Source organism: Rhodospirillum rubrum ATCC 11170 (genome assembly GCF_000013085.1).
GTDB lineage: Bacteria > Pseudomonadota > Alphaproteobacteria > Rhodospirillales > Rhodospirillaceae > Rhodospirillum > Rhodospirillum rubrum.
In genome coordinates this window covers 2985137-3009947 of the sequence record NC_007643.1, presented here as the reverse complement: position 1 = coordinate 3009947, position 24811 = coordinate 2985137, and the positions used below count along the sequence as shown (strand labels likewise).

The 24811-nt window shown below is 67.5% G+C and carries 25 protein-coding genes; 21 read left to right on the top strand and 4 right to left on the bottom strand.

The genetic code is table 11. The features are described 5' to 3' along the window. Positions 1-5: 5 nt before the first annotated feature. The 12 genes from RRU_RS13375 (at position 6) to RRU_RS13320 (ending at position 10597) form a co-directional block, all read left to right on the top strand. Positions 6-1364, top strand: a complete 1359-nt coding sequence (locus RRU_RS13375) for a DUF4055 domain-containing protein (RefSeq protein WP_011390339.1) — start codon at positions 6-8, stop codon at positions 1362-1364. Positions 1365-1398: 34 nt separating this feature from the next. Continuing rightward, positions 1399-1902, top strand: a complete 504-nt coding sequence (locus tag RRU_RS13370) for a hypothetical protein (RefSeq protein ID WP_011390338.1) — start codon at positions 1399-1401, stop codon at positions 1900-1902. 42 nt (positions 1903-1944) lie between these two features. Next, complete coding sequence (locus RRU_RS13365; RefSeq protein WP_011390337.1) at positions 1945-2958, top strand: hypothetical protein; 1014 nt, start codon at positions 1945-1947, stop codon at positions 2956-2958. A 6-nt stretch (positions 2959-2964) separates the two neighbouring features. Next, positions 2965-3441 carry a hypothetical protein gene (locus tag RRU_RS13360; RefSeq protein ID WP_011390336.1) on the top strand — a complete coding sequence of 159 codons (477 nt, stop codon included), beginning with the start codon at positions 2965-2967 and terminating at the stop codon, positions 3439-3441. After that, the gene (locus RRU_RS13355; protein ID WP_011390335.1) at positions 3438-3965 is read left to right on the top strand and encodes a DnaT-like ssDNA-binding protein; all 528 of its coding nucleotides are present in this window, start codon (positions 3438-3440) and stop codon (positions 3963-3965) included. The genes RRU_RS13360 and RRU_RS13355 overlap by 4 nt, the downstream gene beginning before the upstream one ends. Next, complete coding sequence (locus RRU_RS13350) at positions 3962-4357, top strand: hypothetical protein (protein WP_011390334.1); 396 nt, start codon at positions 3962-3964, stop codon at positions 4355-4357. The genes RRU_RS13355 and RRU_RS13350 overlap by 4 nt, the downstream gene beginning before the upstream one ends. Continuing rightward, entirely contained in the window at positions 4354-4737 is a 384-nt protein-coding gene (locus tag RRU_RS13345; RefSeq protein ID WP_011390333.1) for a phage tail terminator-like protein, read from the top strand. The genes RRU_RS13350 and RRU_RS13345 overlap by 4 nt, the downstream gene beginning before the upstream one ends. A gap of 193 nt (positions 4738-4930) precedes the next feature. Further along, positions 4931-5458 (top strand): hypothetical protein, encoded by a 528-nt coding sequence (locus RRU_RS13340; protein WP_011390332.1) that lies wholly within the window; start codon positions 4931-4933, stop codon positions 5456-5458. A 3-nt stretch (positions 5459-5461) separates the two neighbouring features. Next, positions 5462-7438 (top strand): hypothetical protein, encoded by a 1977-nt coding sequence (locus RRU_RS13335; protein ID WP_011390331.1) that lies wholly within the window; start codon positions 5462-5464, stop codon positions 7436-7438. Beyond that, a complete protein-coding gene (locus RRU_RS13330) occupies positions 7431-8684 on the top strand; it encodes a hypothetical protein (RefSeq protein ID WP_011390330.1) in 1254 nt (417 codons plus the stop codon). Before RRU_RS13335 ends, RRU_RS13330 begins: the two co-directional genes overlap by 8 nt. A 5-nt stretch (positions 8685-8689) precedes the next feature. After that, positions 8690-9016 carry a hypothetical protein gene (locus RRU_RS13325; RefSeq protein WP_011390329.1) on the top strand — a complete coding sequence of 109 codons (327 nt, stop codon included), beginning with the start codon at positions 8690-8692 and terminating at the stop codon, positions 9014-9016. Between the two features lie 63 nt (positions 9017-9079). Continuing rightward, the gene (locus RRU_RS13320; RefSeq protein WP_011390328.1) at positions 9080-10597 is read left to right on the top strand and encodes a hypothetical protein; all 1518 of its coding nucleotides are present in this window, start codon (positions 9080-9082) and stop codon (positions 10595-10597) included. Here the strand turns inward: RRU_RS13320 and glgX are convergent. The 3 genes from glgX to RRU_RS13305 all read right to left on the bottom strand — a co-directional run bounded on the left by glgX (position 10594) and on the right by RRU_RS13305 (position 15382). Further along, positions 10594-12615, bottom strand: coding sequence for a glycogen debranching protein GlgX (gene glgX, locus RRU_RS13315; RefSeq protein ID WP_011390327.1), 2022 nt, complete (start codon positions 12613-12615; stop codon positions 10594-10596). The two genes, RRU_RS13320 and glgX, sit on opposite strands and share 4 nt — an antisense overlap. A 7-nt stretch (positions 12616-12622) precedes the next feature. Next, positions 12623-14845: a 1,4-alpha-glucan branching protein GlgB gene (glgB, locus tag RRU_RS13310; RefSeq protein ID WP_011390326.1), complete on the bottom strand. Its 2223-nt coding sequence runs from the start codon at positions 14843-14845 to the stop codon at positions 12623-12625. A 129-nt stretch (positions 14846-14974) separates the two neighbouring features. Next, complete coding sequence (locus tag RRU_RS13305) at positions 14975-15382, bottom strand: DUF2934 domain-containing protein (protein WP_011390325.1); 408 nt, start codon at positions 15380-15382, stop codon at positions 14975-14977. Between the two features lie 377 nt (positions 15383-15759). Here RRU_RS13305 and RRU_RS13300 point away from each other — a divergent pair, with 377 nt between their 5' ends. The 9 genes from RRU_RS13300 to RRU_RS13260 are packed head-to-tail and all read left to right on the top strand — an operon-like array spanning position 15760 to position 23582. Further along, positions 15760-16224, top strand: coding sequence for an SUF system Fe-S cluster assembly regulator (locus RRU_RS13300; protein WP_011390324.1), 465 nt, complete (start codon positions 15760-15762; stop codon positions 16222-16224). Between the two features lie 50 nt (positions 16225-16274). Then, entirely contained in the window at positions 16275-17729 is a 1455-nt protein-coding gene (gene sufB / locus RRU_RS13295) for a Fe-S cluster assembly protein SufB (protein WP_011390323.1), read from the top strand. A gap of 27 nt (positions 17730-17756) precedes the next feature. Next, the gene (gene sufC / locus RRU_RS13290; RefSeq protein WP_011390322.1) at positions 17757-18578 is read left to right on the top strand and encodes a Fe-S cluster assembly ATPase SufC; all 822 of its coding nucleotides are present in this window, start codon (positions 17757-17759) and stop codon (positions 18576-18578) included. Between the two features lie 50 nt (positions 18579-18628). Next, entirely contained in the window at positions 18629-19972 is a 1344-nt protein-coding gene (gene sufD, locus RRU_RS13285; RefSeq protein WP_011390321.1) for a Fe-S cluster assembly protein SufD, read from the top strand. A gap of 10 nt (positions 19973-19982) precedes the next feature. Continuing rightward, entirely contained in the window at positions 19983-21251 is a 1269-nt protein-coding gene (locus tag RRU_RS13280) for an aminotransferase class V-fold PLP-dependent enzyme (RefSeq protein WP_011390320.1), read from the top strand. Positions 21252-21304: 53 nt separating this feature from the next. Next, a complete protein-coding gene (locus tag RRU_RS13275) occupies positions 21305-21703 on the top strand; it encodes an SUF system Fe-S cluster assembly protein (protein ID WP_011390319.1) in 399 nt (132 codons plus the stop codon). A gap of 29 nt (positions 21704-21732) precedes the next feature. Continuing rightward, entirely contained in the window at positions 21733-22074 is a 342-nt protein-coding gene (locus tag RRU_RS13270) for a HesB/IscA family protein (protein ID WP_011390318.1), read from the top strand. Positions 22075-22130: 56 nt separating this feature from the next. Beyond that, entirely contained in the window at positions 22131-23324 is a 1194-nt protein-coding gene (locus tag RRU_RS13265) for a GGDEF domain-containing protein (RefSeq protein ID WP_011390317.1), read from the top strand. A gap of 3 nt (positions 23325-23327) precedes the next feature. Then, the gene (locus RRU_RS13260) at positions 23328-23582 is read left to right on the top strand and encodes a hypothetical protein (RefSeq protein WP_011390316.1); all 255 of its coding nucleotides are present in this window, start codon (positions 23328-23330) and stop codon (positions 23580-23582) included. Positions 23583-23993: 411 nt separating this feature from the next. Here RRU_RS13260 and RRU_RS13255 read toward each other — a convergent pair whose 3' ends face one another. Next, positions 23994-24674 carry an EcsC family protein gene (locus tag RRU_RS13255; RefSeq protein ID WP_042440164.1) on the bottom strand — a complete coding sequence of 227 codons (681 nt, stop codon included), beginning with the start codon at positions 24672-24674 and terminating at the stop codon, positions 23994-23996. Positions 24675-24811: the final 137 nt, after the last annotated feature.

The following is a 24811-nucleotide window of genomic DNA, read 5'->3' as shown; positions in this document are numbered from 1 at the left end:
ATCCGATGCCCGATCCCGTGCCCGACCTTGTGACCGCGCCGGCCGATCCGGCCCGCCCCACCGCCGATTATCTGGCCTGCGCCCCCCATTGGGCGATGGTGCGGGCCCTGATGGGCGGCACCCCGGCGATGCGGGCGGCGGGCGAGGGGTTCTTGCCGCGTTACGAGGCCGAGGACCGGGACGCCTATCGCACCCGTCTGGCCCGCGCCGTGCTGCTGCCGGCCTTCGCCGGCGCCGTGCGCGACATCGTCGGCCGGGTTTTCGCCCGGCCGCTGCTGCTGGGCGAGGATGTGCCGCCCCGCCTGCGCGGTTGGCTTGAGGACGCCGATCTGATGGGCAACGCCCTGCACCGGGTGGCCGAGCGCTGGTTTACCGAGGCGGTGACGACGGGCATCGGCTGGCTGCAGGTGGAAATGCCCGGCCGCGACCAACCCGAGGCCCTGCGCCGGCCCTATCTGATCGTGCTGTCGGCCGAGGAGGTGATCGCCGCCCATGCCGCCCGCCGCGCGGGCCGCTGGCGCCTGGACCATGCCCGGCTGCGCTTCACCGCCCGCGAACGCCAGGGCTTTACCGAGCGCGGCGTCGATCACGTGCAAGTGCTCGAACCGGGGTCTTTTGAAAGCTGGCGGCGCGGCGGCACCGGCTGGGTGCGGACCGACAAGGGGGAAACCGGCCTGGGCGAGCTGCCGCTGGTGCCGCTGCGCCTGGGGCCGGCCGAAGGCGCGCTGTTCGCCCGGCCGCCGCTGGAAGGGCTGGCCCATCTCAATGTCGCCCACTGGCAATCGGCCAGCGATCAGCGAAACATCCTGACCCTGGGGCGCTTCGCCATGCTCGCCCTGTCGGGACCGGCGCCCGAGGGCGGCAAGGAGGGCGGGCTGGCGGTTGGTCCCAAGACCTTTCTGCACAGCCCCGACGCGGCGGCGCGCTGGTATTACGTGGAGCCCGCCGGCACCGCCATCCAGGCCGGCGAGCGCGATCTGGCGCGGCTGGAAGCCCAGATGGAGCGCCTGGCCCTTGATCCGCTGGTCGAGCGCTCGGGCAGCCAGACCGCCACCGCCGCCGCCATCGCCGCCAGTCAGGCCCATTCGGTGGTCAAGGCCTGGGCCTTGGCCCTGAAAGACGCCCTGGAACAGGCCCTGGCCCTGATGGCCGCCTGGAGCGGCGAGGCGCCGCTGGCCGAGGGCGGCGGGCGGGTGGACGTGTCCACCGATTTCGCCGAGGTCCGCGACGGCGGCGACCTTGACGCCCTGTTCAAGGCGCGCGCCGCCGGCGATCTCAGCCGTGGCGCCTATCTGGCCGAATTGCAGCGCCGGGGCGTGCTGTCGCTGGCCTTCGATGCCCAGGCCGACGCCCTTGCGCCGTGACCTTTCCCGATCCACCACCCCGGAGAGTGAAGCGATGACCGATGGTCCCGCCGTCGATACCCCGCCGCCGCCCGATGAAACGCCCGACCTGCGCGCCGCCCTGGCCGAGCGCGAGGCCGAGGTGGCGGCCCTGAACGCCCGGCTGGCCGCCAGTCAGGCCCGCCTTGCCCAAGCCTCGGAGGCGCGGTTGCGCGCCGCCGTGCTGGAGGCCTGCGCCCGCGCCGGGGTGCGCGATCTGAGCCGCACCGATGTCTGCCGCGCCGCCCGCGAGGTCTTCACCCTATCGGACGGCCTGGAGGTCGTCGCCCTGCCGGGCGTCGAGGCGCCGGGCGGGCTGGACGGCTGGCTGGCCGGATTGCGGCGGACCGGAGCGGCGGCATGGTGGGAGGTGGCGGCGGGGGCGGGGGCGCCGCCGGCCCGCGTCCCGGCCGATCCGCCCAATCCCTTCGCCCGCGACACCCTGGATCTGACCGAACAGGGCCGGCTGTTGCGCAGCCAGCCCGACCTGGCCGCCCGCCTGCGCGAGCGCGCCCGCTGATCGGCTTTTTCAAGCCCCGTCCCCTCGCTAAGGAGAGCACCCATGCCGACGACCAGCACCCGTTTGTCCGATGTCATCGTCGCCGAGGTCTTTCAGCCCTATGTCATCGCCCGCGCCCTGGAGCTTGACGCCCTGATCCAGTCCGGGGTGGTGGTGCGCGATCCGCAGTTCGACGCCCTGGCCGGCGGTCCCGGGGCCAGCTTCAATTTGCCGTTCTTCAATGATCTCGATGGCGAGTCCAATGTGGGGTCGGACGATCCCGAAAGCTTCGCCGCCCCGGCCAAGCTGATCGCCGGGCGCGACGGCGCGGTCAAGCATGTGCGCAACAAATCGTGGTCGAGCATGGATCTGACCGCCGCCCTGCTGGCAAGCGATCCGGTGCGCGCCGTGGCCGATCTGGTGGCGCCGTTTTGGGTGCGCGATCGCCAGAAGGTGCTGGTCGCCAGTTTGGCCGGGGTGGTCGCCGACAATCTGGCCCATGATAACGGCGACATGGTCCATGACGTGTCGAGCGATGCCGCCGCCCCGGCGACCGCCGCCGAGTTGATCAGCGACGAGGCGGTGCTGGTCGCCGCCCAGACCCTGGGCGACATGAAAAGCCGCCTGAGCGCCATCGCCCTGCATTCGGTGGTTCACACCCGTTTGCAGCGGCTGGGCGCGCTGTTGCCCGTTCACGATCCGCAAACCGGCGATCTGCGCTACCACACCTATCTCGGCTACCGGGTGATCGTCGATGACGGCCTGCCGGTCAGCCGGGGGGCCAACCGGGTGGTCTATACCTCGTATCTGTTCGCCGATGGCGCCGTGGCCTATGGCGAGGGAACGCCCAAGCTGCCGGTGGAGACCGAGCGCGTTCCCGGGGCCGGCGATGGCGAGGGCATGGAGATCTTGCATACCCGCCGCCATTTCCTGCTCCATCCGCGCGGTATCCGCTGGATCGGCGCGGCGATGGCCAAAACCGCGCCCAGCAACGCCGAATTGGCCAATCCCGCCAATTGGGACCGGGTCTACGCCCGCAAGGCGATCCGCTTCGCCGCGCTGCGCACCAACGGTTAAGCGGCGATGACCGCCTCCTCCTCCCCCTGGCCCCGGCGGATGCTTGCCGGGGCCTCTCCCCGGGTGCGCTTCGCCGAGCTCGACCAGGATCTGGCCGATCTGGGGCCGCTGAGCGAGGCCCGCTTCGAGCGCGGACTGACGACGCTGACCCGGTGGCAGGCGCGGTCCGATGGCTCTTTGGCGCCAATCCGCGAGGATGTGCTGGGCGATCGCCTGGATCTGCTGTTCACCGCCCGGGCCTGGACCCCCTTGATCGTGCGTCTGGCCTCCCTCGGCCCTGTGCTGCGTGGCCGGGCCGAGGTGCGGGTGGCGCCCGGCGGCGGGCCGGAGCTGGTTTGGGCCGCCCAAGCCCTGCTCGCCCCCCGGGCCGGCCCTTGCGCTTTGGCAGCGGGGAGTTGGCTGGGGGTGGCCCTGCGCCTAACCCTGCTCGCCCCGCCGCTGTCCCTGGTCTTGTCCCCTGCGCCCGAGGAGACCGCGCCATGAGCCTGATCGTTGAAGACGGCGGCGGCCGGCCCGATGCCGATAGTTTCATCGCCCTGATCGAAGCGGACGCCTATTGGGCCGCCCGGCCCCATGCCGCTCTGGCGACCGCCTGGGCGGGGGCGGAAGCCGGCGACCGCGAAGGCGCCCTGCGCGAGGCCGCCGGCTATGTGGACAGGGTTTACGGGGCGCGCTTCGCCGGCCGGCGGCTTAAAGGCCGGACCCAGGGGCTGTGCTGGCCACGCCGGGAGGCTTTCGATCGCTCGGGCGCGCCGATCGAGAGCGACCGGGTGCCGCGCGAGGTGGCGATGGCCGCCTGCGAACTGGCCGCCCGCGCCCTGGCCGGACCGCTCGCCCCCGATCCGCCGACGGCGGGGCGCATCGCCGAGGAACTGGTGCGGGTCGATACCCTGACCACGCGCACCGCCTATGCCGTGAATAGCCCGGCGCCGACGACCCCGCCGGTGGTCGAGGCCCTGCTCGCGCCGCTGCTGCGCGACGGCACGGCCCGGGTGGCCCGGGGATGAGCACCATGCTTGCCGCCCAGGCCCGTTTCGCCGCGATGGTCGACAAGGTGCTGGTCAGCGCCGGATCGGCGGTGATCCCGGCGGTTCTGACCGCCAGCCCCGCCTTTCCCGATGACGAGGGCGACGGCGGCGCCCGGTGGTCGGTGCGCGTCGTGCTGCTGTCGATCGGCGGCGCGGCTTCGGCATCGGCTTCGGCCAACGATCCGCTGCGGTTGCCCGGCGATCGCCCGGCGCTGATCGCCCCCGGGCAGGCGCCGCCGCCGCGCGCCAATGATCACCTGGAGGTGGCCGGTGAACGCTATCGGCTGATCACCGCCGAGGATCGCTCGGTCGGGCTGGGGCTGGTGTTTCGCGCGGACCTGCGCCCCGAAGGGCCGGAGGAAAGCCCATGACCGTCCTTCGCGCCCTGCTGGAAGCGCGCCTGCGGGCGGTCTCGCCGCTGCCGGTGGTCTTTGAGAACCGCGAGGCCCGGCCGCCGCCGGGGCGGCCCTTCGTCCTGGCGCGCTTCGCCCCGATGACGGCGGCGGGGGACGCCACCACCCGCGAAGAGACGGGAACCCTGCGGCTTTGCCTGCATCTGCCGCTGGGCCAGGGGGCCACGGCGGCCGAGGCGGCGACCGAGGCGTTTGATGCCGGGCTGTCGGGGCGGCAGATGGGCGCCGCTACCGCCGTGGTGGCGACCGGCGTTCTGCTGCGCGGCGGCGGCCAGGGCGCGGGCGCCTTTTGGACGGTGAGCCTGGATCTGCCCTATCACGCTTTGGCCTGGAGGTGAGAATGCCCGCCGATGATGAGTCGAGCGCCGATCCGGTCGGCGCGCTTGTCCAAATGACTGTCCGCTCGGCTTCTGCCCCTGCGGCCGGGTCGGCGGTGGTTCGGCCGGGGGGCGCAAGCTGGAGCGCCAACTGGAGCGAAAACCTGGACGAGGCCGGGCGGTTCCTGCTGGCGCCGCCGCAAAGGGGGGTGCGATGACCCCTTCGCCCCCGCCGCCCGACAGCGGCCTGGAAATCGACGGTCCGGCGCTGTTGCAGAAATGGAGCGCGCGCGGCACCCATCATGTGCTGACGCCGCTGCCGCGCGGCGAATTCTGGCGCGATCAAGAGGGAACGGCCCGCTTCGCCGCCCTGCCCGGAACGAAATACGCGCTTGCCCTTTCGGCAAGCGACGTTCGCCCGCCCGCCTTCGCCAGCCTGTGGCCGGGGATCGAACTGAGGGTGACCTGCGCCGCCCGCCTGGGGGCGGTGCTGGCGCCGGGGATCGACGCCTGGACCGCCGAACGCCCCTTTGTCGCCGGCGATGTCGCCGCCTTTGACGGCGAGGGCGCCGATTACCGTGTGGTCGAAAGCGACGGGATGAGCCTGCGCCTCGCCCCCCATGCCGGCGCGGTCTGCGTGATGGTCCGCCCGATCCTGACGATGATGGTGCGCGACTGGTCGCTGGGCCTGCTGGAATGGGAGGGGCGCCACCCCTGGCGCCTGTTGCTCGAGGAGGTTTGAACGATGGCGCCGCGCCTGTATTTCGCCTGGGTCGCCGCCGACGAGGGCTTCGATCCCCTGGTCCATGCCCGCGCCGACGAGGCGATCTTGGCTTTGGAAATCCGCGCCGTTGAAGGCGAGGCGCCGCGCGCCCGGGTCAGCGTGGCGCGCGGTCGGCGGCGGCTGGGCGGACCGCAAGGCCAGCGCCATGCGGTGATGTCCGCCAGACTGGACGGCGGTGCCGTCGTCGGGCTGTTCCGCGGCGTTTTGGCCGAGGTGCCCGATGGTGCCGCCGGAGCGTTTTTGACCCTGTTGTTCGACGCGCGGACCGGCGACGCCACCGCCCGCATCGCCGCCGCCCTCGCCCCTTACAAACGCGCCCCGGGCTATGACGCCCTGTTCATCAATGAGGGCCGCGAGGACGAACCCGAGGAGATCCTCGATGGCTGGTTCGCCCGGCTGATCGTTGACCGCCTTGATGGCGCGGTCGGCGTTTCCCACGGCCTATGGGGCGGCAAAAGCCTGAGCTTCGGCCCGGGCGACATCGCCGAGGGCTCGCTTGACCTGCGCCGGCCCCAGCGGTCGCCGCCGGCCTGGGTGGAGGGGGTGGTCGATGCGCGCTGGCTGCAGCGCGGCGGCGGCACGGTCGATCTCGGCGCCCTGATCGCCCGCGAGGCCGGCGGTCCTTTGGTCACCTTGTCGCGGCCCGAGGATTTCGCCGATGGCTGGCCCAAGCCCGGCGCCGGCCTGGGCGGGGCCAGCGGCTATAAGGCGGTGACCTCGGCCCTGGTGGCCTGTGAGTTGCCGGCGATGGAAGACTCGCTCGGCGACGAGGAGCGCGTGCTGCTGTCCGATGAGGGCACCACCGTGGTGGTCGGGGCGGGGACCGGACTGGCCGGGGGGCAGGGCGTGGGCTTCGGCCCAACGGCGGCACGCTCGAGCCTGTTTCCGATGGGCGCGGGCGCGGGCTGGATCTGCTTTGCCAAGCGCGCCTATTGGCCGGTGCTGACGGCGCGCTGGGAGATCCGCCAAAGCCGTCGGCAAAGCCTGAGCTGTCGGCTGGAAAGCCATCTGGCGGTTGACTGGCCGGGCGCTGGCGAGGGCGAGCGCCTGAGCTTTGGCCTGCGCGATGTCGGCGCCGAAACGCAGGTGCCGGCCGCCGACCCCGCGCCTTGCGATTGCGCGAGCCTGCTCGCCCTGTCGCGGCCCAAGGGTGGCGGCCCAAGCGCCGAGATCCCGCCGACCGGCTTGTCGGCGGGCGGGGCGGAAACGGCCATCGGCGATCCGCTCCATGCCAGCTTTTTCCATACGCCGCGCGGCCGGCGGGCGGTCGCCCATATGCTGCGGGTGATGGCGGTGCGGCTGGCCTTCGCCCAACGCTGCGTCAGCTTGCGCGCCCGCTTGCCTGGCTGGTCGGCGCGCGCGCTGGCCATCGATCTCGATACGACGCTGAGCCTGGTCGCGGCGACGCTGCCCGGCGGCCGGGCGAGTGGCAAGGTGGTTGACTACCGGTTTGTTTGGCAGGGGCGCGGCTGCTGGGTCGAGGTCGAGATCGCCTGTTCGGTCGGTGGCGGCGGGTCGATGGCCCCCGCCGATCCGGGGCGGGCGACCTATGCCGAGGATTACGCCGAAGATTTCACGCTGACCACCGGAGGGGTGGTGCGCGGCGACGAGGGGGATGGCCTGGACGTGGCGATTTTCGATTACGCCGCCGACCAGCCGACCGACCGTCTGGCCGGGGCTTTCGCCTGGGGGGCGGCCGATCTGGTCAGCGGCCTGTGCCTGCGCAATCTGGCTGGCGAGCAGGACGCCTATCTGTGGACCCATCGCCAGGGGGCGATCAGCCCCAAGCGCCTGCTGTTTGACGTTCCCACCGATGTCTGTCTGGCCCTGCGGCCGCTGGCCGCCGACGATCAGATTCACCAGACGATCACCGTGCAGGCCGCCGGGCGCTTCGGCTTGCCGCCGACCATCGATCTGCGGGACGGCGGTCATGGGTAAGCCCCTGTGCCTTGATCCCTTTTCGATCCTGCGCGACATGTCCTTCGGCCGGCCACCCGGGCTGCTGGTCTTTCGCCACCGGGTTTTGGAAGGCGGGCGCGACCGGGTTCAGCTTCATCTGTTCGATCGCCGGGGGGCGCCGCTGGCCGTTCTGGAGGGTCTGGCCGATCTGACCGCCGACGGGGAGGGGGTGGTTGGTTTGCTTCTCGGCGAGGACGGGGGGAGCATGGCGCTGTTTGGCCAGCCCGCCGGTCTTGCCCAACTGTCGCCGGCGTGGCGCAGCGCCAATCTGCCCGTTCCGCTGATGGCCCGCCTGCATCGGCTTGGCGGCGACCTGTGGCTGATCACCGGTGCCCGGGGTGCCCTGCCTGAACAGTATCTGGTCGCCGCGCGCCAGGGCGCCCAGCCGGTCGCGCTGTCCGTGGTCGGGCAGGTCGATGATCCACAAAGCGCCATCGCCCTGGCGACGATGACCGCCCTGGCCGGCACCGCCGTTCTTGACGGACGCATCCTGGTCGGCTGCCAAAGCGCCGGCTTGCCCGATCACCTGGGGCGGGCGCCGCTGGCGGTGGAAACCGCCGATCTGTGGCAAAGCCGGCGGCTGGTCGAGGGCGGGGCGCCGGTTGGCGATGGCCCGGTCTTTTGGAGGACGACGGCGGTCTGCGCCTGGGGCGGCGCCTTCTGGATCGCCGCCAGCCGCGCCACGGCCCAGGGCGAGAGCCATCGGCTGTTCCGCATGGTCCCCGGCGAGGCCGCCGTCGAGGTGGCCGAGACCGGGTCGGTGGCGATGGTCGATGGCCTTGGGCAGCCGCGAGGGGTGATGATCCGCGCCGGCGGCGAGGCCGCGCCCACCGATCCGACCACCGGTTTGGGCGGCTTGTGGCCGGGCGACCGGCTGGTGATGACGGCGCGGCGCTGCCGGGGCGGCACGCCCCAGGCGCCGCTGCTCGCCCCAGGCGCCGACGGCGTGTTGGTTATCGGCGCGCAGACCGCGCCGGCGCCCGCCTTTTTCGCCGCCCCGGCCGGCCATGCCGTGCTTGCCGCCTATTGCCTGGGCGCCCCGGACCAGTCCGACACCCCGGCCGAGTGGCTGCTGACGCTGAGCGATGGCGCCGGCGGTCTGAAGGGGGCGATCAGCCGCGATTTCGTGGACTGGCGGTTTGATGGTCCAGCCGGCGCCGCCCCGCCGCCGGCCAGCGAGGCGACGCTTGCCCGCTTCGAGCCCTGCGCCCTTCGGGAGGCCTGATCGCCATGTCCGATACCCTGACCCGTCTGCTCCGCGCCCTTCAGGAGCCGCCGCGCCCGCCGGCGGCCGAGCCCGAACGCACCGCCGCCGTCAATGCCGATGCCGGCGGCTTTTGCGCCGGCGCCCTGGTGCCGGTGAAGCGGGTCTTGCGCGATCCATCGACGCCCGCCGCCAGCCCGGAAAAGATCTGGACCGAGGTGGCGCGGGAAACCCGCATGGAACGCGTCACCGCCAGCGATGGCTCGGGCGCCTGGGTCGATGTCGAGCGCGCCGTGCGCGTGTCGTTCCGCGACGGCGCCGGCCGCCGCATGAGCCTTGTCTTCACCAGATGAGTTCGGGCGATCCGTCCGGACCGACGAGTTCGGGCGATTCGCCCGGACCGCAAGGAGCCACCGATGGTCAGCATCACCTATCGCACCCCGGATGCCCAATGGGGCGCGGGCAAGGGCGCGCCCCTGACCGCCGCCGAGGTCGACCGCAATTTCCACAACCTGCGCTTGGCGGTGGAAAGCGCCGGCGGCGCCCCCGGGCGTGGCATCGCCAGCCTGTCGCAACAGGGCTATCGCCTGACCCTGACCTATAGCGACGGCACCAGCGACGGCTTCGATCTGCCCGCCCCCGACACCGAGCCGCGCGGCGCCTGGGCGACGGGGGCGGCCTATGCGCGCGGCGATGTGGTCGCGCGGATGGGGGGCAGTTTTTTCTGCGTGGTCGGCCATGTGGCGGCGACGTGGTGGGGCGATCTGCGCGCCGGCCGCTGGATGGCCCTGGCCGGGACCATGACCGACAGCCCCTCGACCCCGATCTTAAGCTTGGGCGGGGTGGCGGTTTTCGAGGTGTCGGGCGGGCTGGCCTTCACCCCGGGGATGCGGGTCAAGGCCTTCAGCCAGGGCGACGGCGGGCGCTGGCTGGCCGGGACCATCCGCGCCTATGGCGCCGGCGCCGGCCTATGGACGCTTGAGGTAATTCAGGAAGCGCTGGCCGGCGAGGGGGTGCTGGCCGATCCGGTGATCGTGCCGGCCGGCGAAGCCGGAGCGGCGGGGGTGCCGGGGCCGGCGGCCGGCGGGGCGTGGCGGGCCCAGGTGGCGATCTCGGGAACCCGCACGCTGACCCCGGCCGATCTTGGCTGCCTGCTCAAGGCCCAGGCCGGCACGGTGCTGCGCCTGCCGGCCAGCGGCTTCGTCGCCGGCGAGTCCCTGTGGCTGGAGGCGCCGGCCACCGGCAGCGTGACCGCCAAGGCGGTGGCCGGCGCCATCGAGCCGCCCTATACCCAGATCGAGTTCACCAACGAGCGGGCTTGGTTGGTCCATCAGGGGGCGGGGGTGTGGCTGATCGCCAGTCGGCAGCCGCTGGCCGGCACCCCCGTCCGCATCCGTCCGTGGCGGACGGCGCTGGCGCTTTCAGGGGCGATCGCCGTCATCGCCGCCGATATGGGAACGCTGATCGTCGCCGCCAACGGCGCCCAGGTCACGCTGCCTCCGGCGGCCGCCGCCATTCCCGCCGGCGATGGCCTGTGGATCGCCGCCGGGCCGTCCGTCGGCGCGCGGGTAAGCGTTAGCGCCGCCGGTGGCCTGGATTACGCCGGATCGACCCGGATGATCCTCGAGGGGCGCATCGCCCAGTTCGTCAGCCTGGGCGGCGGTAAATGGATCGTCGCCCAGGTCAGACGCATCGATGTTCCGGCGCCTTTGGCCGCCCTGGAGACCAGCGGCCTGGGGCAGACGGCGACGGGGGTGTTGCGCGACGCCCCTTTCAGCCTGTCCACCGGCGATCACTATTCGGACGCGGCGGTTGGCGCCGCCCTGGGGACCGCCCTGGCCGCCCATGACCGCAACATCAAGGAACTGGCGACCCGCCTGGAAACCCTGCGCTTGCTGCTCCAGGGCCATGGGCTGATCGGCGAGCCTTTTTAACTGGTGAGGGCGACCAGCGACATTTCCGGCACCACCAGACTGGACCCGGCGGCGGCGGGCGCGTCGTCGCCGGCGCTGCGCAGGGCGATCGTCCAGGCCGGACCGGGGGGCAGGCGGAAGGATTGCTCGTGGGGCTGGCCATTGATCAGCACCAGCAGGTCGGAAGCCTTCTCGGCGCCGGTCAGCCGCATGGCCAGCAAGCGGGGCAGGGCGTCCCAATCGGCGGGGCTCATTTCGCCGCCATCGGGGCGCAGCCAGACCACGTCGCGTTTCCCCTTGGCGTCGGGGAAGCCGTTGAGAAAACTCGCCCGGCCCAATTGGGGCAGTCTTGCCCGCAGGGCGCCGGCGCGGGCGGCGAAGGCGGCGAAATTCGCATCGGCGCCGCCCCAATCAAGCCAATTGAGCGGGTTATCCTGACAATAGACGTTGTTGTTGCCCTGCTGGGTTTGGCCCAGTTCATCGCCGCCGCGGATCATCGGCACGCCCAGCGACAACAGCAGGCAGGCCAGCAGATTGCGCCGTTGGCGATCGCGTAACGAGCGGATGGCCAAATCGTTGGTCGGGCCTTCGACCCCGTGATTGGCCGAAAGCTCGATCGCCGATCCGTCGCGGTTGCTCTCGCCATTGGCGTTGTTGTGGCGATGGCCATAGCTGACCATATCGGCCAGGGTGAAGCCGTCGTGGGCGCTGATATAGGAAACCCCGGCCCTTGGACCGCGACCCGAGGGGGCATAGCGCGCGGCGCAGCCGGCCAGCACCGCGGCCAGATCCCCCGATCGGCCATTGGCCAGCCAGAAGCGGCGCAAGCCGTCGCGGGCCAGATCGTTCCATTCCATCCAGGACTTGGGGAAACGGCCGGCCTGATAGCCACCGGGGCCGACATCCCAGGGCTCGGCGATCACCAGGGCGCGCGAGAGCAGCGGATCCTGGGCGATGGCGCTGAGGAAGGGACCGCTGGGATCGAAAGCCCCCTTGTGGCGGGCCGGAGTGACGGCGAGATCGAAGCGGAAGCCATCCACCCCCATCACCCCCACCCAATAGCGCAAGGCGTCCATCGCCAGCCGCAAGACCTGGGGATGCTCCATGCGCAGGGTGTTGCCGCAGGCGCTGTCGTTGAGGTAGCGCCGGGGATCGGTGGGATCGAGGCGGTAATAGGCGGCGTTGTCGAGACCACGGAAGCTGAGCGTCGGTCCGTATTCGTCGCCCTCGCCCGAATGGTTGAGAACGACATCGAGGATCACGGCGATATCGGCGCCATGGAGGCAATCGATCATGCGCCGGAAGGAGTCGGGCGGGCCATAGGCGGCGTGGGGGGCGGTCAGGCAGACCGGGTTATAGCCCCAATAGTTGGTCAGCCCGAGCGGCGGCAGGTGGGGTTCGTCGGCGAAGGCCCAGACCGGCAGCAGTTCCAGGGCGGTGACGCCCATGTGCTTGAGATGGGCGATCACCGCCGATCCGGCGACGCCATCAAAGGTGCCGCGCGCCTCCGGGGCGACCTGGGGATGGGTGCGGGTCAGGCCTTTGACATGGGCCTCATAGATCAGCAGGCGGCCGGGATCGGGGGGGGACCGCAAGGCGCGCGTGGCGGGGTCGGCCTCGACCACCGCCTTGGGCACGAAGGCCGCGCTGTCGCGGATGGAAAACGACAGATCGCGTTCCGGATGGTCGGGATCGAAGCCAAAAAGCGCCTTGTCCCAGACCACCGGTCCGTCCAGGCGGCGGGCGGCGGGATCGATCAGCAGCTTGTGGGGATTGAAGCGCTGACCCCGGCCCGGATCATAGGGGCCGTGGGCGCGCAGGCCATAGCGCAAGCCCGGCCCGCCACCGGGCAGGAAGCCATGCCAGATGTCGCCGGTGCGCGCGGGCAAAGGCAGGCGGGTTTCCTGGTCGCCGTCGAACAGGCAAAGATCGATTTGCGTCGCCGCCTCGGAAAAGACGGCGATATTGACGCCGCCCTCGCGAGCCATGGCGCCCAGGGGCCATGGCTCGCCGGCGTCCAGCCGGGCGCGGATACTCATCGTCGGGTCAGGCGATGCGGGTGATGGGACCATCGGGGCGAAGCACGATGGTCGCCAGCGGCGGCAGGGTTAGCACCACCGACTGGGCGTGACCGTGGCTTTTGGTCTCCTCGGTCTCCACCACCGAATTTCCCATATTGGAGCCGCCGTAATGGGCGCTGTCGGTATTGAAGATCTCGCGCCAGCGGCCGGCGATCGGCGCGCCCAGGCGATAGCCATGGCGCGGGTTGGGGGTGAAATTGCAAACCACCATCACCACGTCCTCGGCCGTTTCGCCAAAGCGCAGGAAGGCCAGAACCGATTGATCGGCATCGGTGCAGTCGATCCAGGAGAACCCGTAGCCTTCGGTATCGCGGTCGTGGAGGGCGGGCACCCCGGCATACAGCCCGTTGAGATCGCGCACCAGCGCCTGAACGCCCTTATGCCAGTCGATATCGAGCAGATGCCAATCGAGACTGGCGTTGTGGTTCCACTCGCGCCCCTGGGCGAATTCGCAGCCCATGAACAGCAGTTTCTTGCCCGGATGGGTCCACATGAAGCCGTAATAGGCCCGCAGATTGGCGAACTGTTGCCACGCGTCGCCGGGCATCCGTCCGAGGATCGAGCGCTTGCCGTGGACGACCTCGTCGTGGGAAAGCGGCAGAACGAAGTTCTCGGTGAAGGCGTAGAGCAGGCCGAAGCTCAGATCATGCTGATGGAAACGGCGATAGATCGGATCTTGCGACATGTAGCTGAGCGTGTCGTTCATCCAGCCCATGTTCCACTTATAGCCAAAGCCCAGACCGCCCAGATGAACGGGACGGCTGACCATCGGCCAAGCGGTGCTTTCCTCGGCGATGGTGACGGCGCCGGGGAAGCGGCCATAGACCAGCTCGTTCATTCGGCGCAGGAAATCGATGGCTTCCAGGTTTTCGCGGCCGCCGAACTTATTGGGGACCCATTCGCCGGCCTTGCGCGAATAATCAAGATAGAGCATCGAGGCGACGGCATCGACGCGCAGGCCGTCGATGTGGAATTGCTCAAGCCAGAACAGGGCGTTGGCCAGCAGGAAGTTGCGAACCTCGTTGCGGCCGTAATTGAAGATATAGGTGCCCCAATCCATATGCCGGCCCTGGCGCGGGTCGGAATGCTCATAAAGATGGGTGCCATCGAACCACGACAGGCCGTGGGCGTCTTCGGGGAAGTGGCCGGCCACCCAATCCAGGATGACGCCGACGCCTTCCTGATGGCAGCGGTCGACGAAATGGCGGAAATCATCGGGTTCGCCAAAGCGGCTGGTCGGCGCGAACAGGCCGATCGGCTGATAGCCCCAGGAGCCATCGAAGGGGAACTCGCTGACCGGCAGCAGTTCGATATGGGTGAACCCCATCTCCTTGACATAGGGGATCAGCTGCTCGGCCATTTCCCGGTAGCTCAGCGACCGGTCGCCGCCGCCATGGCGCCACGAGCCGAGGTGAACTTCGTAGATCGACACCGGCGCGCTCGTGGCGACGCGGTCGGCCCGCTCGCTCATCCAGCGACCGTCGTTCCACGCATAGGTTCCCAGGCCGCGCACCACCGAAGCGGTATGGGGCGGCTTTTCCGCCTGGAAGGCGTAAGGATCGGCCTTGGCCGGCAGCAAGGAGCCGTCGGGGCCCAGCAATTCGTACTTATAGAGATGGCCTTCGACCACGCCGGGCAGAAAGATATCCCACACCCCGCTGCCCGGATGGGCGCGCATCGGGTGAAGCCGGCCATCCCAGCCGTTGAAATCGCCGATGACGCTGACCCGGGTGGCATTGGGCGCCCAGAGCGCGAAGCCGGTGCCGCGAACGCCGTCGCGGGTCATCGGATGGGCGCCCATCTTGCGATAGATGTCGAGGTGGGTGCCCTCGCCCAGAAGATGGCGGTCGAGTTCGCCAAGAACCGGTCCGAAGCGATAGGGATCTTCGATATCGCGATCCTCGTCGCCTTCGCTGACGCGCAGACGATAGGCCAGAGCTCCGGGAGCCTCCGGCAGGTCGATGCCGAACAGTCCGTCGGGATGAAGGCGCTTCATCCGTCCAAGAACCGTGTCATCAGCGGCCGAGATCAACGAGACCGCCGTCGCCTTGGGGCGGAAACAGCGGATGCAGAAGCCGCCGCGTCCCCCTTCGGCCCGGCCCTCATGGGGGCCGAGGAAGGCGAAGGGATTGCTGTGGCGGGCCCCGACAAGGGCGGCCACGGCTTCGGAATAAGCTTTCGGGTCCATTGGGACTCCCGCTTGGGGTATCAGGATGTGTCCACGGTGTATCGACCCAACGCGCGGAAGGGGGGACAGGTTCCCCATCGTTCCCGAACCCGCGCCGCCATCACCGGGGCGCGGGGGGAAAGGATGCCGCTACTTCTCCGGCTTGGGCGCCGCCTTGGTCTTGGAGGAGGTCTTGCGCGGCGGCTTGGGCGCCGCCGGATCTTTCGCAGAGGTGGTCTTTGCGGCCCTGGATGCCTTGGCGGGCTTCACGGCCGTCGGCTTGTCTTCGACCGCGGCCGGACTCCCGGGCGGCTCGGCAACGCTGGCTCCGGGGATGACCTCGACGGGAATCGAGGTCTCCGGAGCGGAAACGAGGGGGGTGGGGGTCGTCGGCGCAAGGGGCGCGGCCGGCTCTTCGTTGTCGCCGCCCGCCAGTTCGGCCAAAATCTGAGCCTCGGCCCGCAGCCAGTATTCCTGAGCCTTGCCATGGGGTTGGCCGTCGTCGCGCCATAGATCGTAGGCGCGCTCCTGAATGCGCTTTTGCAACTCTTCCTTCATGCTTGCATGCTCCCGCCGCAAATATCCTTATAGTCGGCTGGGGCCATGATGCCGATGGAAGGGGGGGCGCGGCAAGGGCGAACCAAGCTTTTCTCGCGCTTTTCGCGATTTCGTCGCTTTGGCGGATTCCGGCAAGGGGAAAAGCGCCGCGCCATGACCGCGACACGCGATCCGTGCCCCCAGATGGGAAATCTCCCGTTGCCGGAGTCGTCCTTCCGCCACCGCCCCGGCCCGCCGATCGGCCCGGGAAAGAAAAATTTTGGGCGCGAGAGGCGACATTGGGGGCGGATCCGCCATTAAATGCTTGAAATCCCGGCGCGGGGATCTTATCCAAAGAGTACCAATTTAGTCCTGATAGCCGAGGGGTCCGCCCGGGCATGTTCCGCATTAACAAGCTCACCGATTACGCCGTCGTCCTTTTGGTCGACATGGCCCGGACCGACAAGGTCAGGGCGGCCCAGCAAATCGCTTGCGATACCGGCGTGCCGTTGCCGACGGTCGCCAAGGTGATGAAGGCCTTGGTGCGCGGCAATCTGGTGATCTCCCAGCGCGGGGCGACGGGGGGCTATGGCCTTGCCCGCCCGGCCTGCGAGATCACGGTGGCCGACATGATCCAGGCGCTGGAGGGGCCGGTAGCTTTGACGGCCTGCGTCGAAACCACCGATGACGCCTGCGGATTGGAAACCCTCTGCCCGATGCATGGTCACTGGAATCGGGTCAACAAGCGGGTTGAAGAGGCCTTGCGCACGGTCAGTCTGGCGGAAATGGCCAGCGGACCGATCGAGGCCTTCGGTCTTCCCTTGGCCGAGCGCCGGGCGGCGCTGGCCCGCAGCCTGTCCTGACGGTCCCCGGACCCGCTCCCTTTGACGTCCGATCTGTGAAAGAAACAGCCATGGTAGCCACACAGAATACGGTTGATACGGTCCGCGAGGCCACCGAGGCCTATAAATACGGCTTCGTCACCGACATCGCGGTCGATATCGCGCCCAAGGGGCTGAACGAGGATATCGTCCGGCTGATTTCGGCCAAGAAAGGCGAACCGGAGTGGATGCTGGAGTGGCGGCTGAAGGCCTTTCGCCATTGGCTGACCCTGACCGAACCCGATTGGGCCAAGGTCAGCTATCCGCCGATCGATTACCAGGATGTCCATTACTACGCCGCCCCCAAGCTGAGCGAGGGGCCCAAAAGCCTCGACGAGGTCGATCCCGAACTGCTTGAAACCTATGCCAAGCTGGGCATTCCGCTGAAGGAGCAGGAGCTGCTGGCCGGGGTGGTGGCGGTTGACGCGGTGTTCGACAGCGTTTCCGTGGCCACCACCTATAAGAAGAAGCTCGGGCAGATGGGGGTGATCTTCTGCTCGATTTCGGAAGCCATCCGCGAGCACCCCGAATTGGTGCGCAAATACCTTGGCTCGGTGGTGCCCTATTCGGACAATTATTTCGCCACCCTGAACTGCGCGGTCTTCACCGATGGCTCGTTCGTCTATGTTCCCAAGGGCCTGCGCTGCCCGATGGAGCTGTCGACCTACTTCCGCATCAACGAGCGCAATACCGGACAGTTCGAGCGCACGCTGATCGTTTGCGACGACGGGGCCTATGTGTCCTATCTGGAAGGCTGCACCGCCCCGCAGCGCGATGAGAACCAGCTTCATGCCGCCGTCGTCGAACTGGTCGCCCTCGATGACGCCCAGATCAAATATTCGACGGTGCAGAACTGGTATCCCGGCGATAAGAACGGCAAGGGCGGCATCTTCAATTTCGTCACCAAGCGCGGCGCCTGCCGGGGCAAGAATTCGAAGATCTCGTGGACCCAGGTGGAGACCGGTTCGGCGGTGACCTGGAAATATCCAAGCTGCATCCTGCAGGGCGATAATTCGATGGGCGAGTTCTATTCGGTCGCCATCACCAACAATGCCCAGCAGGCCGATACCGGCACCAAGATGATCCATATCGGCCGCAACACCCGCTCGCGGATCATCTCCAAAGGCATCGCCGCCGGCCGTTCCGACCAGACCTATCGCGGGTTGGTGCGTATGCTGCCCAAGGCGGAAGGGGCGCGCAATTTCACCCAATGCGACAGCCTGCTGATCGGCGATCGCTGCGGCGCCCATACGGTGCCCTATATCGAAAGCCGCAATCCGACGGCCAAGGTCGAGCACGAGGCGACGACCAGCCGCATCGGCGACGACCAGCTTTTCTATTGTCTGCAGCGCGGCATCGCCGAGGAAGACGCCGTGGCGCTGATCGTCAACGGCTTCTGCAAGGAGGTGCTGCAGACCCTGCCGATGGAATTCGCCGTCGAGGCCCAGAAGCTGGTGAGCATCAGCCTTGAAGGCAGCGTCGGCTAAGCGCCGCCGCGCCGATCGCCCACCCCGATGATGACACTGTCGAAGACCGAAAAGGACCGCGCCATGGCGCTGCTGGAAATCAAGGACCTTCATGCCCGGGTCGAGGACGAAGCCTCCGGTCGGGGCGAGGGCGCCTATCGGGAGATCCTGAAGGGGCTGTCGCTGACCATCAATCCCGGCGAGGTTCATGCCATCATGGGCCCCAATGGCGCGGGCAAGAGCACGCTTTCCAGCGTCATCACTGGCAAGCCCGGGTATGAGATGACGGCGGGCAGCCTGATTTATCAGGGCCGCGATCTTTGCGCCCTGGAACCCCATGAGCGCGCCTGCGAAGGGATCTTCCTGGCCTTCCAATATCCGGTGGAGATCCCCGGGGTCGGCTTCACCACCTTCCTCAAGACCGCGATCAACGCCCGACGCAAGTATTTCGGCCAGGAGGACATCGATGCGATGGACTTCCTCAAGCTGATGAAATCCAAGACCAAGCTGCTGGGCATCGCCGACGACATGATGAAGCGTCCGGTCAATGTCGGTTTCTCGGGCGGCGAGAAGAAGCGGGCCGAGATTTTGCAAATGGCGATGCTCGAACCGACGTTGATGATCCTGGACGAGATGGATTCAGGGCTCGACATCGACGCCCTGCGCATCGCCGCCCAGGGGGTGAACGACATGCGCTCGCCCGATCGCGCCATCTTGTGCATCACCCATTACCAGCGGCTTCTTGATTACATCGTGCCCGATTTCGTCCACGTCCTGGCCGATGGCAAGATCGTCAAGTCCGGGGGCAAGGACCTCGCCCTGGAACTTGAGGAAAAGGGTTACGCCGAATTCGTCGCCCGGGCCGCCTGAGGGGGACCGTGCTCCCGCCCCAGACCGCCAAGACCCAAGGACGCGCACCGATGACATTGCCCCAAACCCAGCCCTTCCTCGATACCCTGGCGCCCGCGTCTTACGCGGACGGGGGGGATGGCGACGGGAAACCCGGCTGGCTTGACGATCTGCGTCAGGCCGGTCTGGACATCTACCGGCGCCAGGGGCTGCCCACGCCGCGGGTGGAGGCCTGGAAGTACACCAATCTGGGTGGGCTGACCAAGATCGCCTTCAAGCCCGAGCCGGCGCCGGTGACCCTGGATCCCGGGCGTCTGCCGCTTGATCGCGTTCTGGCGCTTGACGCCCACAAGCTGGTCTTCGTCAACGGCCGGCTTGATCGGACGCTCTCGGACGCGGGGGATCTTCCGGCCGGGCTGCGGGTCAGCGGCCTTGCCGCGCTGCTGGCCGAGGATCCGGCGCGGATCGAACCGCTGCTGGGCAAGGGCGCGGCCCTTGACGATCTGCCGCTGGCCGCGCTCAACACTGGCATGATCGCCGATGGCATGGTGATCGAGGTCGCCGAGGATGCGGTGATCGAGCGGCCGCTGCATGTGATCGCCGTTTCGGCGGCGCTTGACGGCCCAATGGTGTTCTATCCGCGCCTGCTGGTGGTGGTCGGCGCCCGCGCCCGTCTGGTTCTGGCCGAAAGCCATGTCGGCCTGCCCGATCATCCGGCCTTTTCCAATGGGGTCAGCGAGATCTCGTTGGGCGAGGGCGCCCAGTTGTCCCATTACCGCCTGATCGACGGCGCCGCCGATGGCTATCTGGTTGGCACCACCCTGGTCGAGGTCGGGGTGCGGGCCGGTTATGAAAGTTTCACCCTGGAACTGGGCGGCCGGCTGACCCGCAATGAAATCCGCGTCACCCTGGCCGGCGAAGAGGGGCAGGCTCGGGTCAGCGGCGGTTATGCGGTGCGCGCCGGCCAGCATCTCGACAATACGGTGCTGATTGACCATGCCCAACCGGGCGCCACCTCGCGCCAGTTGTTCAAGGGCGTGCTCGACGAGACCGGCAAGGCGGTGTTCCAGGGCAAGATCCTGGTGCGGCGCGGCGCCCAGAAGACCGATGGCCAGCAATTGCACAAGGCCTTGTTGCTGTCGCGCGGCGCCGAGGTCGATACCAAGCCCGAGCTTGAGATCTATGCCGACGACGTGGTCTGTGGCCACGGCGCCACCGCCGGCGAAATGGACGCCGACCAGCTTTTCTATCTTCAGGCGCGAGGCCTGGACGAGGCGACCGCCCGCGCCCTGCTGGTGGAAGCCTTTCTGGAAGACGTCGTCGGCGAAGTCGGCGATCTGCCGGTGCGCGCGGCGATGATCGCCAAGGTGCGCGATTGGCAGCGCGCCCGTGACGGCGCGGTGTGGAGCGAGTAGGGGGAACGCGATGATGGCGAGCAGCACGGCGGCGCGCGAGCCGCACCCAGGCGACGACAGCCCTTATGACGTGGAGGCGATCCGCGCCGATTTTCCAATCTTCGGCACCCAGGTCCATGGGCAGCCGCTGATCTATCTCGATAGCGGCGCCTCGGCCCAGAAGCCGCGCGCCGTGATCGATGCCATGCGTTTGATGTATGAGGGCGAATACGCCAACGTCCATCGCGGCGCCTATTGGCTGTCGGAGCGGTCGACCACGCGCTACGAGGAAGCCCGCCAGACCGTGCGCGGCTTCATCAACGCCGCCCGGTCGGAGGAGGTGGTCTTCACCATGGGGGCGACCGACGCCATCAATCTGGTCGCCTATAGCTTCGGCCGGGGTCTGCTCCAGGCCGGCGATGAGATCATCATCAGCGCCCTTGAGCACCATTCCAACATCGTGCCCTGGCAGATCCTGCGCGACGAGCGCGGCATCGTGTTGAAGGTCTGCCCGATCACCGATGCCGGCGACCTTGATCTTGGCGCCCTGGAAACGCTGCTTGGCCCGCGCACCAAGCTGGTGGCGATGGCCCATACCTCGAATGTTCTGGGCACCATCTTGCCGGTCGAGACCATCATCAAGATGGCCCATGGCGTTGGCGCCCGGGTGCTGCTTGACGGCTGTCAGGCCGTCGTTCACACCGCCGTCGACGTTCAGGCGCTCGATGTCGATTTCTATGCCTTTTCCGGCCACAAGCTGTATGGCCCGACCGGCATCGGCGTGCTCTACGCCAAGCACGAGTTGCTCGAGGCCATGCCGCCCTTCCGCGGCGGCGGCGACATGATCGCCAGCGTGAGCTTTGAGCACTCGGTCTGGGCCGAGCCGCCGGCCAAATTCGAGGCGGGAACGCCGCCGATCGTCCAGGCGGTCGGGCTGGCCAGCGCCATCGACTATGTCTCGGCCATCGGCCTTGCGCGCATCGCCCGCCACGAGGCCGATCTGCTGAACTATGCCACCCAGAAGATGACGGTCCTTCCCGGGCTGACCATCCATGGCACCTCGACCCGCAAGGCAGCGGTGATCTCGTTCACCATGGATTGCGCCCATCCCCACGATATGGCGACCCTGCTCGATCGCTCGGGCGTGTGCATCCGGGTCGGCCATCATTGCGCCCAGCCGCTGATGGCGCGTCTGGGCGTCAGCGCGACGGCGCGGGCCTCTTTCGCCCTGTACAACACCCGCGCCGATGTCGACGCCTTCGTCAAGGCGCTGGAGAAGGTTCGCGCCTTCTTCGCCTGACCGGGCGCGTGGTTTGGTTTTCGTCTATCCGACCTTAGGAAAAGAGCCCTGACATGATGCCTCCCTATGCCATGCCGGCCGCCATGATGGATCCCCCCGAGGAGGGGGCCATCGCGCATGCCGGATCCCCCCTGGTCGAGGGGATGACCCCGGCGAGCCGTGATGCCGTGATCGACTCACTCCAAGAGATCTATGATCCCGAGATCCCGGTGAATATCTACGACCTCGGTCTTATCTATGAGATCGAGATCGATGACCACGGCGACTGCAAGATCCTGATGACCCTGACCGCCCCGGCCTGTCCGGTGGCGGGGACCCTTCCCGGAGAAACCGCGGAAAAGGTCGCCACCCTTGAAGGGATCGGCCGGGTCGAGGTCAATTTGACCTGGGAACCGCCGTGGACGCCCGAGCGTATGTCCGAGGTCGCCCGCGTCGCCCTCGATATGTTTTAATCCAAGGCTTAGCCGCCAGGAGGTCCCCCATGGCTCTTCCCCCGCCGATCACCTTGACCGAGGCCGCCGTGGCCCGCATCAAGGCCCTGATGGCGCGCGCCGACAAGCCGGTCGCCGGTCTGCGGGTCGGAGTCTCGACCAAGGGTTGTTCGGGGCTTTCCTATAAGATCGACTACGCCGAGGATGGACCGCGCCCCTTCGAAGAGGTGGTCAGCCAGGATGGGGCGACGGTCTTTCTGGAGTCCAACGCCGTGATGTTCCTGATCGGCAGCCAGATGGACTTTAAACAAGACAAGCTGAGCGCCACCTTCTCGTTTGCCAATCCCAACGAGAAGGCGCGCTGCGGCTGCGGCGAGAGCTTTTCCGTTTGACGGGCGCGGGGGCGGCCGTTTGAAGAAGGATAAAGCGCTAGCATAAGGGGCCCGGCGTGATCGATACGACGACGATGATGCTGGTGCTTGGACTGGGCAATCTGCTGTTTGGTCTGACCATGGCCGCCTACCGCCAGCCCGCCGCCGATCATCGGGTGATGCGGCTGTGGATCGCCGCCCAGGTTTTGAAGGGGATCGGCACCCTTCTTGTCACGCTGCGCGGCGAGGTCGGACTGAGTTTGAGCATCTTCGGCGGCAACTCGCTGATCTTCATCGGCTATGGCCTGGAGGTCGCCGCCTATCGCGCCTATGCCAAGCGCCCCAATGCCGATGCCTTGCTGCCCTTGCTGATCGTCGGCTATCTGGTGCTGTTCAATGGCGCGGCGGGGATCACCCCGCCCGATGCGCCCCGCAATCATCTGTTTTTCCTGTCCTCGGCGATGCTCGCCAGTCTGGGCTTTCTAAACTGCTGGTTCTTGCTGCGGGCCAAGCGCCCGCCCTCGCCGGTCAAGACCTTGTTGATCTCCAGCAATGCCCTTCTGGGCTTGGCGGCCGTGGGGCGGGCGGTGGGCAGCCTGCTCGCCGGGCCGCTGTCGCCCTTCGCCAATTCGCCGACCCATCTGGTGGTCTATGGTTTGGCCTATGCCTTCATGATCACCAACGGCTTTGGCTTTCTTCTGTTGGTCAAGGAGGATACCGACGCCGCCTTGCGACGGCTGGCCGATACGGACCAGATGACCGGTCTGGCCAACCGCCGGCACTTCCTGACGGCAAGCCAGGAGGCCTGGAAACTGGCCGGGCGGCTGGGGCGGCCGACGGCGCTGATGATGTTCGATGTCGATCATTTCAAGCAGGTCAACGATAGTCAGGGTCATGCCGCCGGCGATGCGGCGCTGGTCGATCTGGCGCGGAACGTTCGCGAGGTCCTGCGCGATATCGATATTTTCGGGCGCATGGGCGGCGAGGAATTCGCCATCACCCTGCCGGGCTGCGATCTGGTGGCGGCGGCCGTGATCGCCGAGCGCGTCCGCCGCGCCGTGGCCGAGAGCCGGGGCGAGGGGCCAGCGATCACCATCAGCCTGGGACTGACGATTCTGGTCGCCGGAGAGCCTTTTGACACGGCGCTGAAGCGCGCCGACCACGGCCTGTACCAAGCCAAGGCGGCTGGCCGCAACCGGGTATGCTGCGTTCCCGCTCCCCAGGGCTTGGCCAGCGTGGAGGCCGAAGCACCGATTTCCCTGGCGGGGTAGAGGTTGGCCATCAAAAACCCAAAAGTGTTTTTCTTGGGAGAATTGAAGCCCCCCCCGAAACCTGGGACGGAGAAGGAAAACGTAAGACCCCAAAAAATCATCCCTGTCGCCACCCAAGAGATGATCGCCCCGCTGGATCTCACCGGACGGCTGTTCACCCTGGACGCCCTGCACTGTCAAAAAACCTTCGAGATCGCACGGCAGGCGGGCAATCATCTGCTGGTCCAGGCGAAGATCAACCAATTCCCCCCTGTTTGACGCGGCCTCGGCTATTGCGGCCACTGCGCCCACCGTCGACACGACATTCTCGCGCGGAAACGGCCGATCCCGTCAGAAGGATCGCACCGTCGAGGTCTTCCCCGCCGCCGACCTTCCGGCCTCCACCTGGGCCATCGCCATCCACGAGCATTGGGGGATCGAGAACCGCAACCATTGGGTCCGCGATGTCACCTGCGGCGAGGGTGCAAGCCGCATCCGCGACGACCTGGGCATCATGGCCCGTGCCCGTAGTTTCGCCCTCAACTTCCTTCGCAAAAACGGCATTACCAACGTTGCGCAGGCCCTCTGGGCGGGGAGCCTCAACCTCGATTATATCCTGGCATATGACGCATCTGACCAACGTTGAATAGCCCTGGGTAAACCTCCTGGCTGCCATGTTAGCGCTCGTAGTTAATCCGTGATCTCCTCTTCTTTCAGATTTAGACGGAAAGTGTCGCTAGCGGTTCTTCCAACATAAGTAGTCAGCGCGTAATTAGCCGTTCCTCCAATGATAGCCCCGATTCCGAACGGAATCACTTTGGCCGCAGCTTTCTGAGTGAACGAAATGCCGATCTTCGCGAACAATTCCTTGATGATCTGAAGCGTAGGGCCCTTCAAATACTGCTGCAACATGCGCACACCGGCCTTGCTGGCGATTTTAGTGGCGCCGGCAGACCCCATCTGCTCCAGAGAGCCGTATAGCGCGATGATGTAGGACATGTGCTTGGCATCTTCGTTGGACATCTTACCGTTAATAGCTACCGCTAGGCACATGGTCATGTCGATCTGCAGCTTCATGCACACCGAGATATCCGCCAGTCCTCCACCCACAACGCTCACCACAGTGCCGATACCGGGAATTACCCCCGGAAGGGCAGTGGCTGCGCCAGACGTCGCAGCCAACTTTGAATAGCGGCTAATGACTTTATCGACGACTGCGTCCTTGATCTTTTCTTCCGTTGCGGACGGGGCGGAGTCCCGTGCCTGCCGTTCGTACTGGGCGACCAGTTCACGGGCATCTTGCGGGCTGATGGCGATGGCCTCCACCATCTTCATCAATGAAGAGCTACTTTCGTCTTTTCCTGTGGTCATGCTAGATTCCATTCAAGGGATGAATTATCCGCAGCCTGTTAGGGCCGAGCACTGATGCGAAGAGTGATATAGTTGACATCAAAATAATATTGCACCAATTGTCTTGCGTTGTGAGGTGATCTGAGGTTTTTGATTGT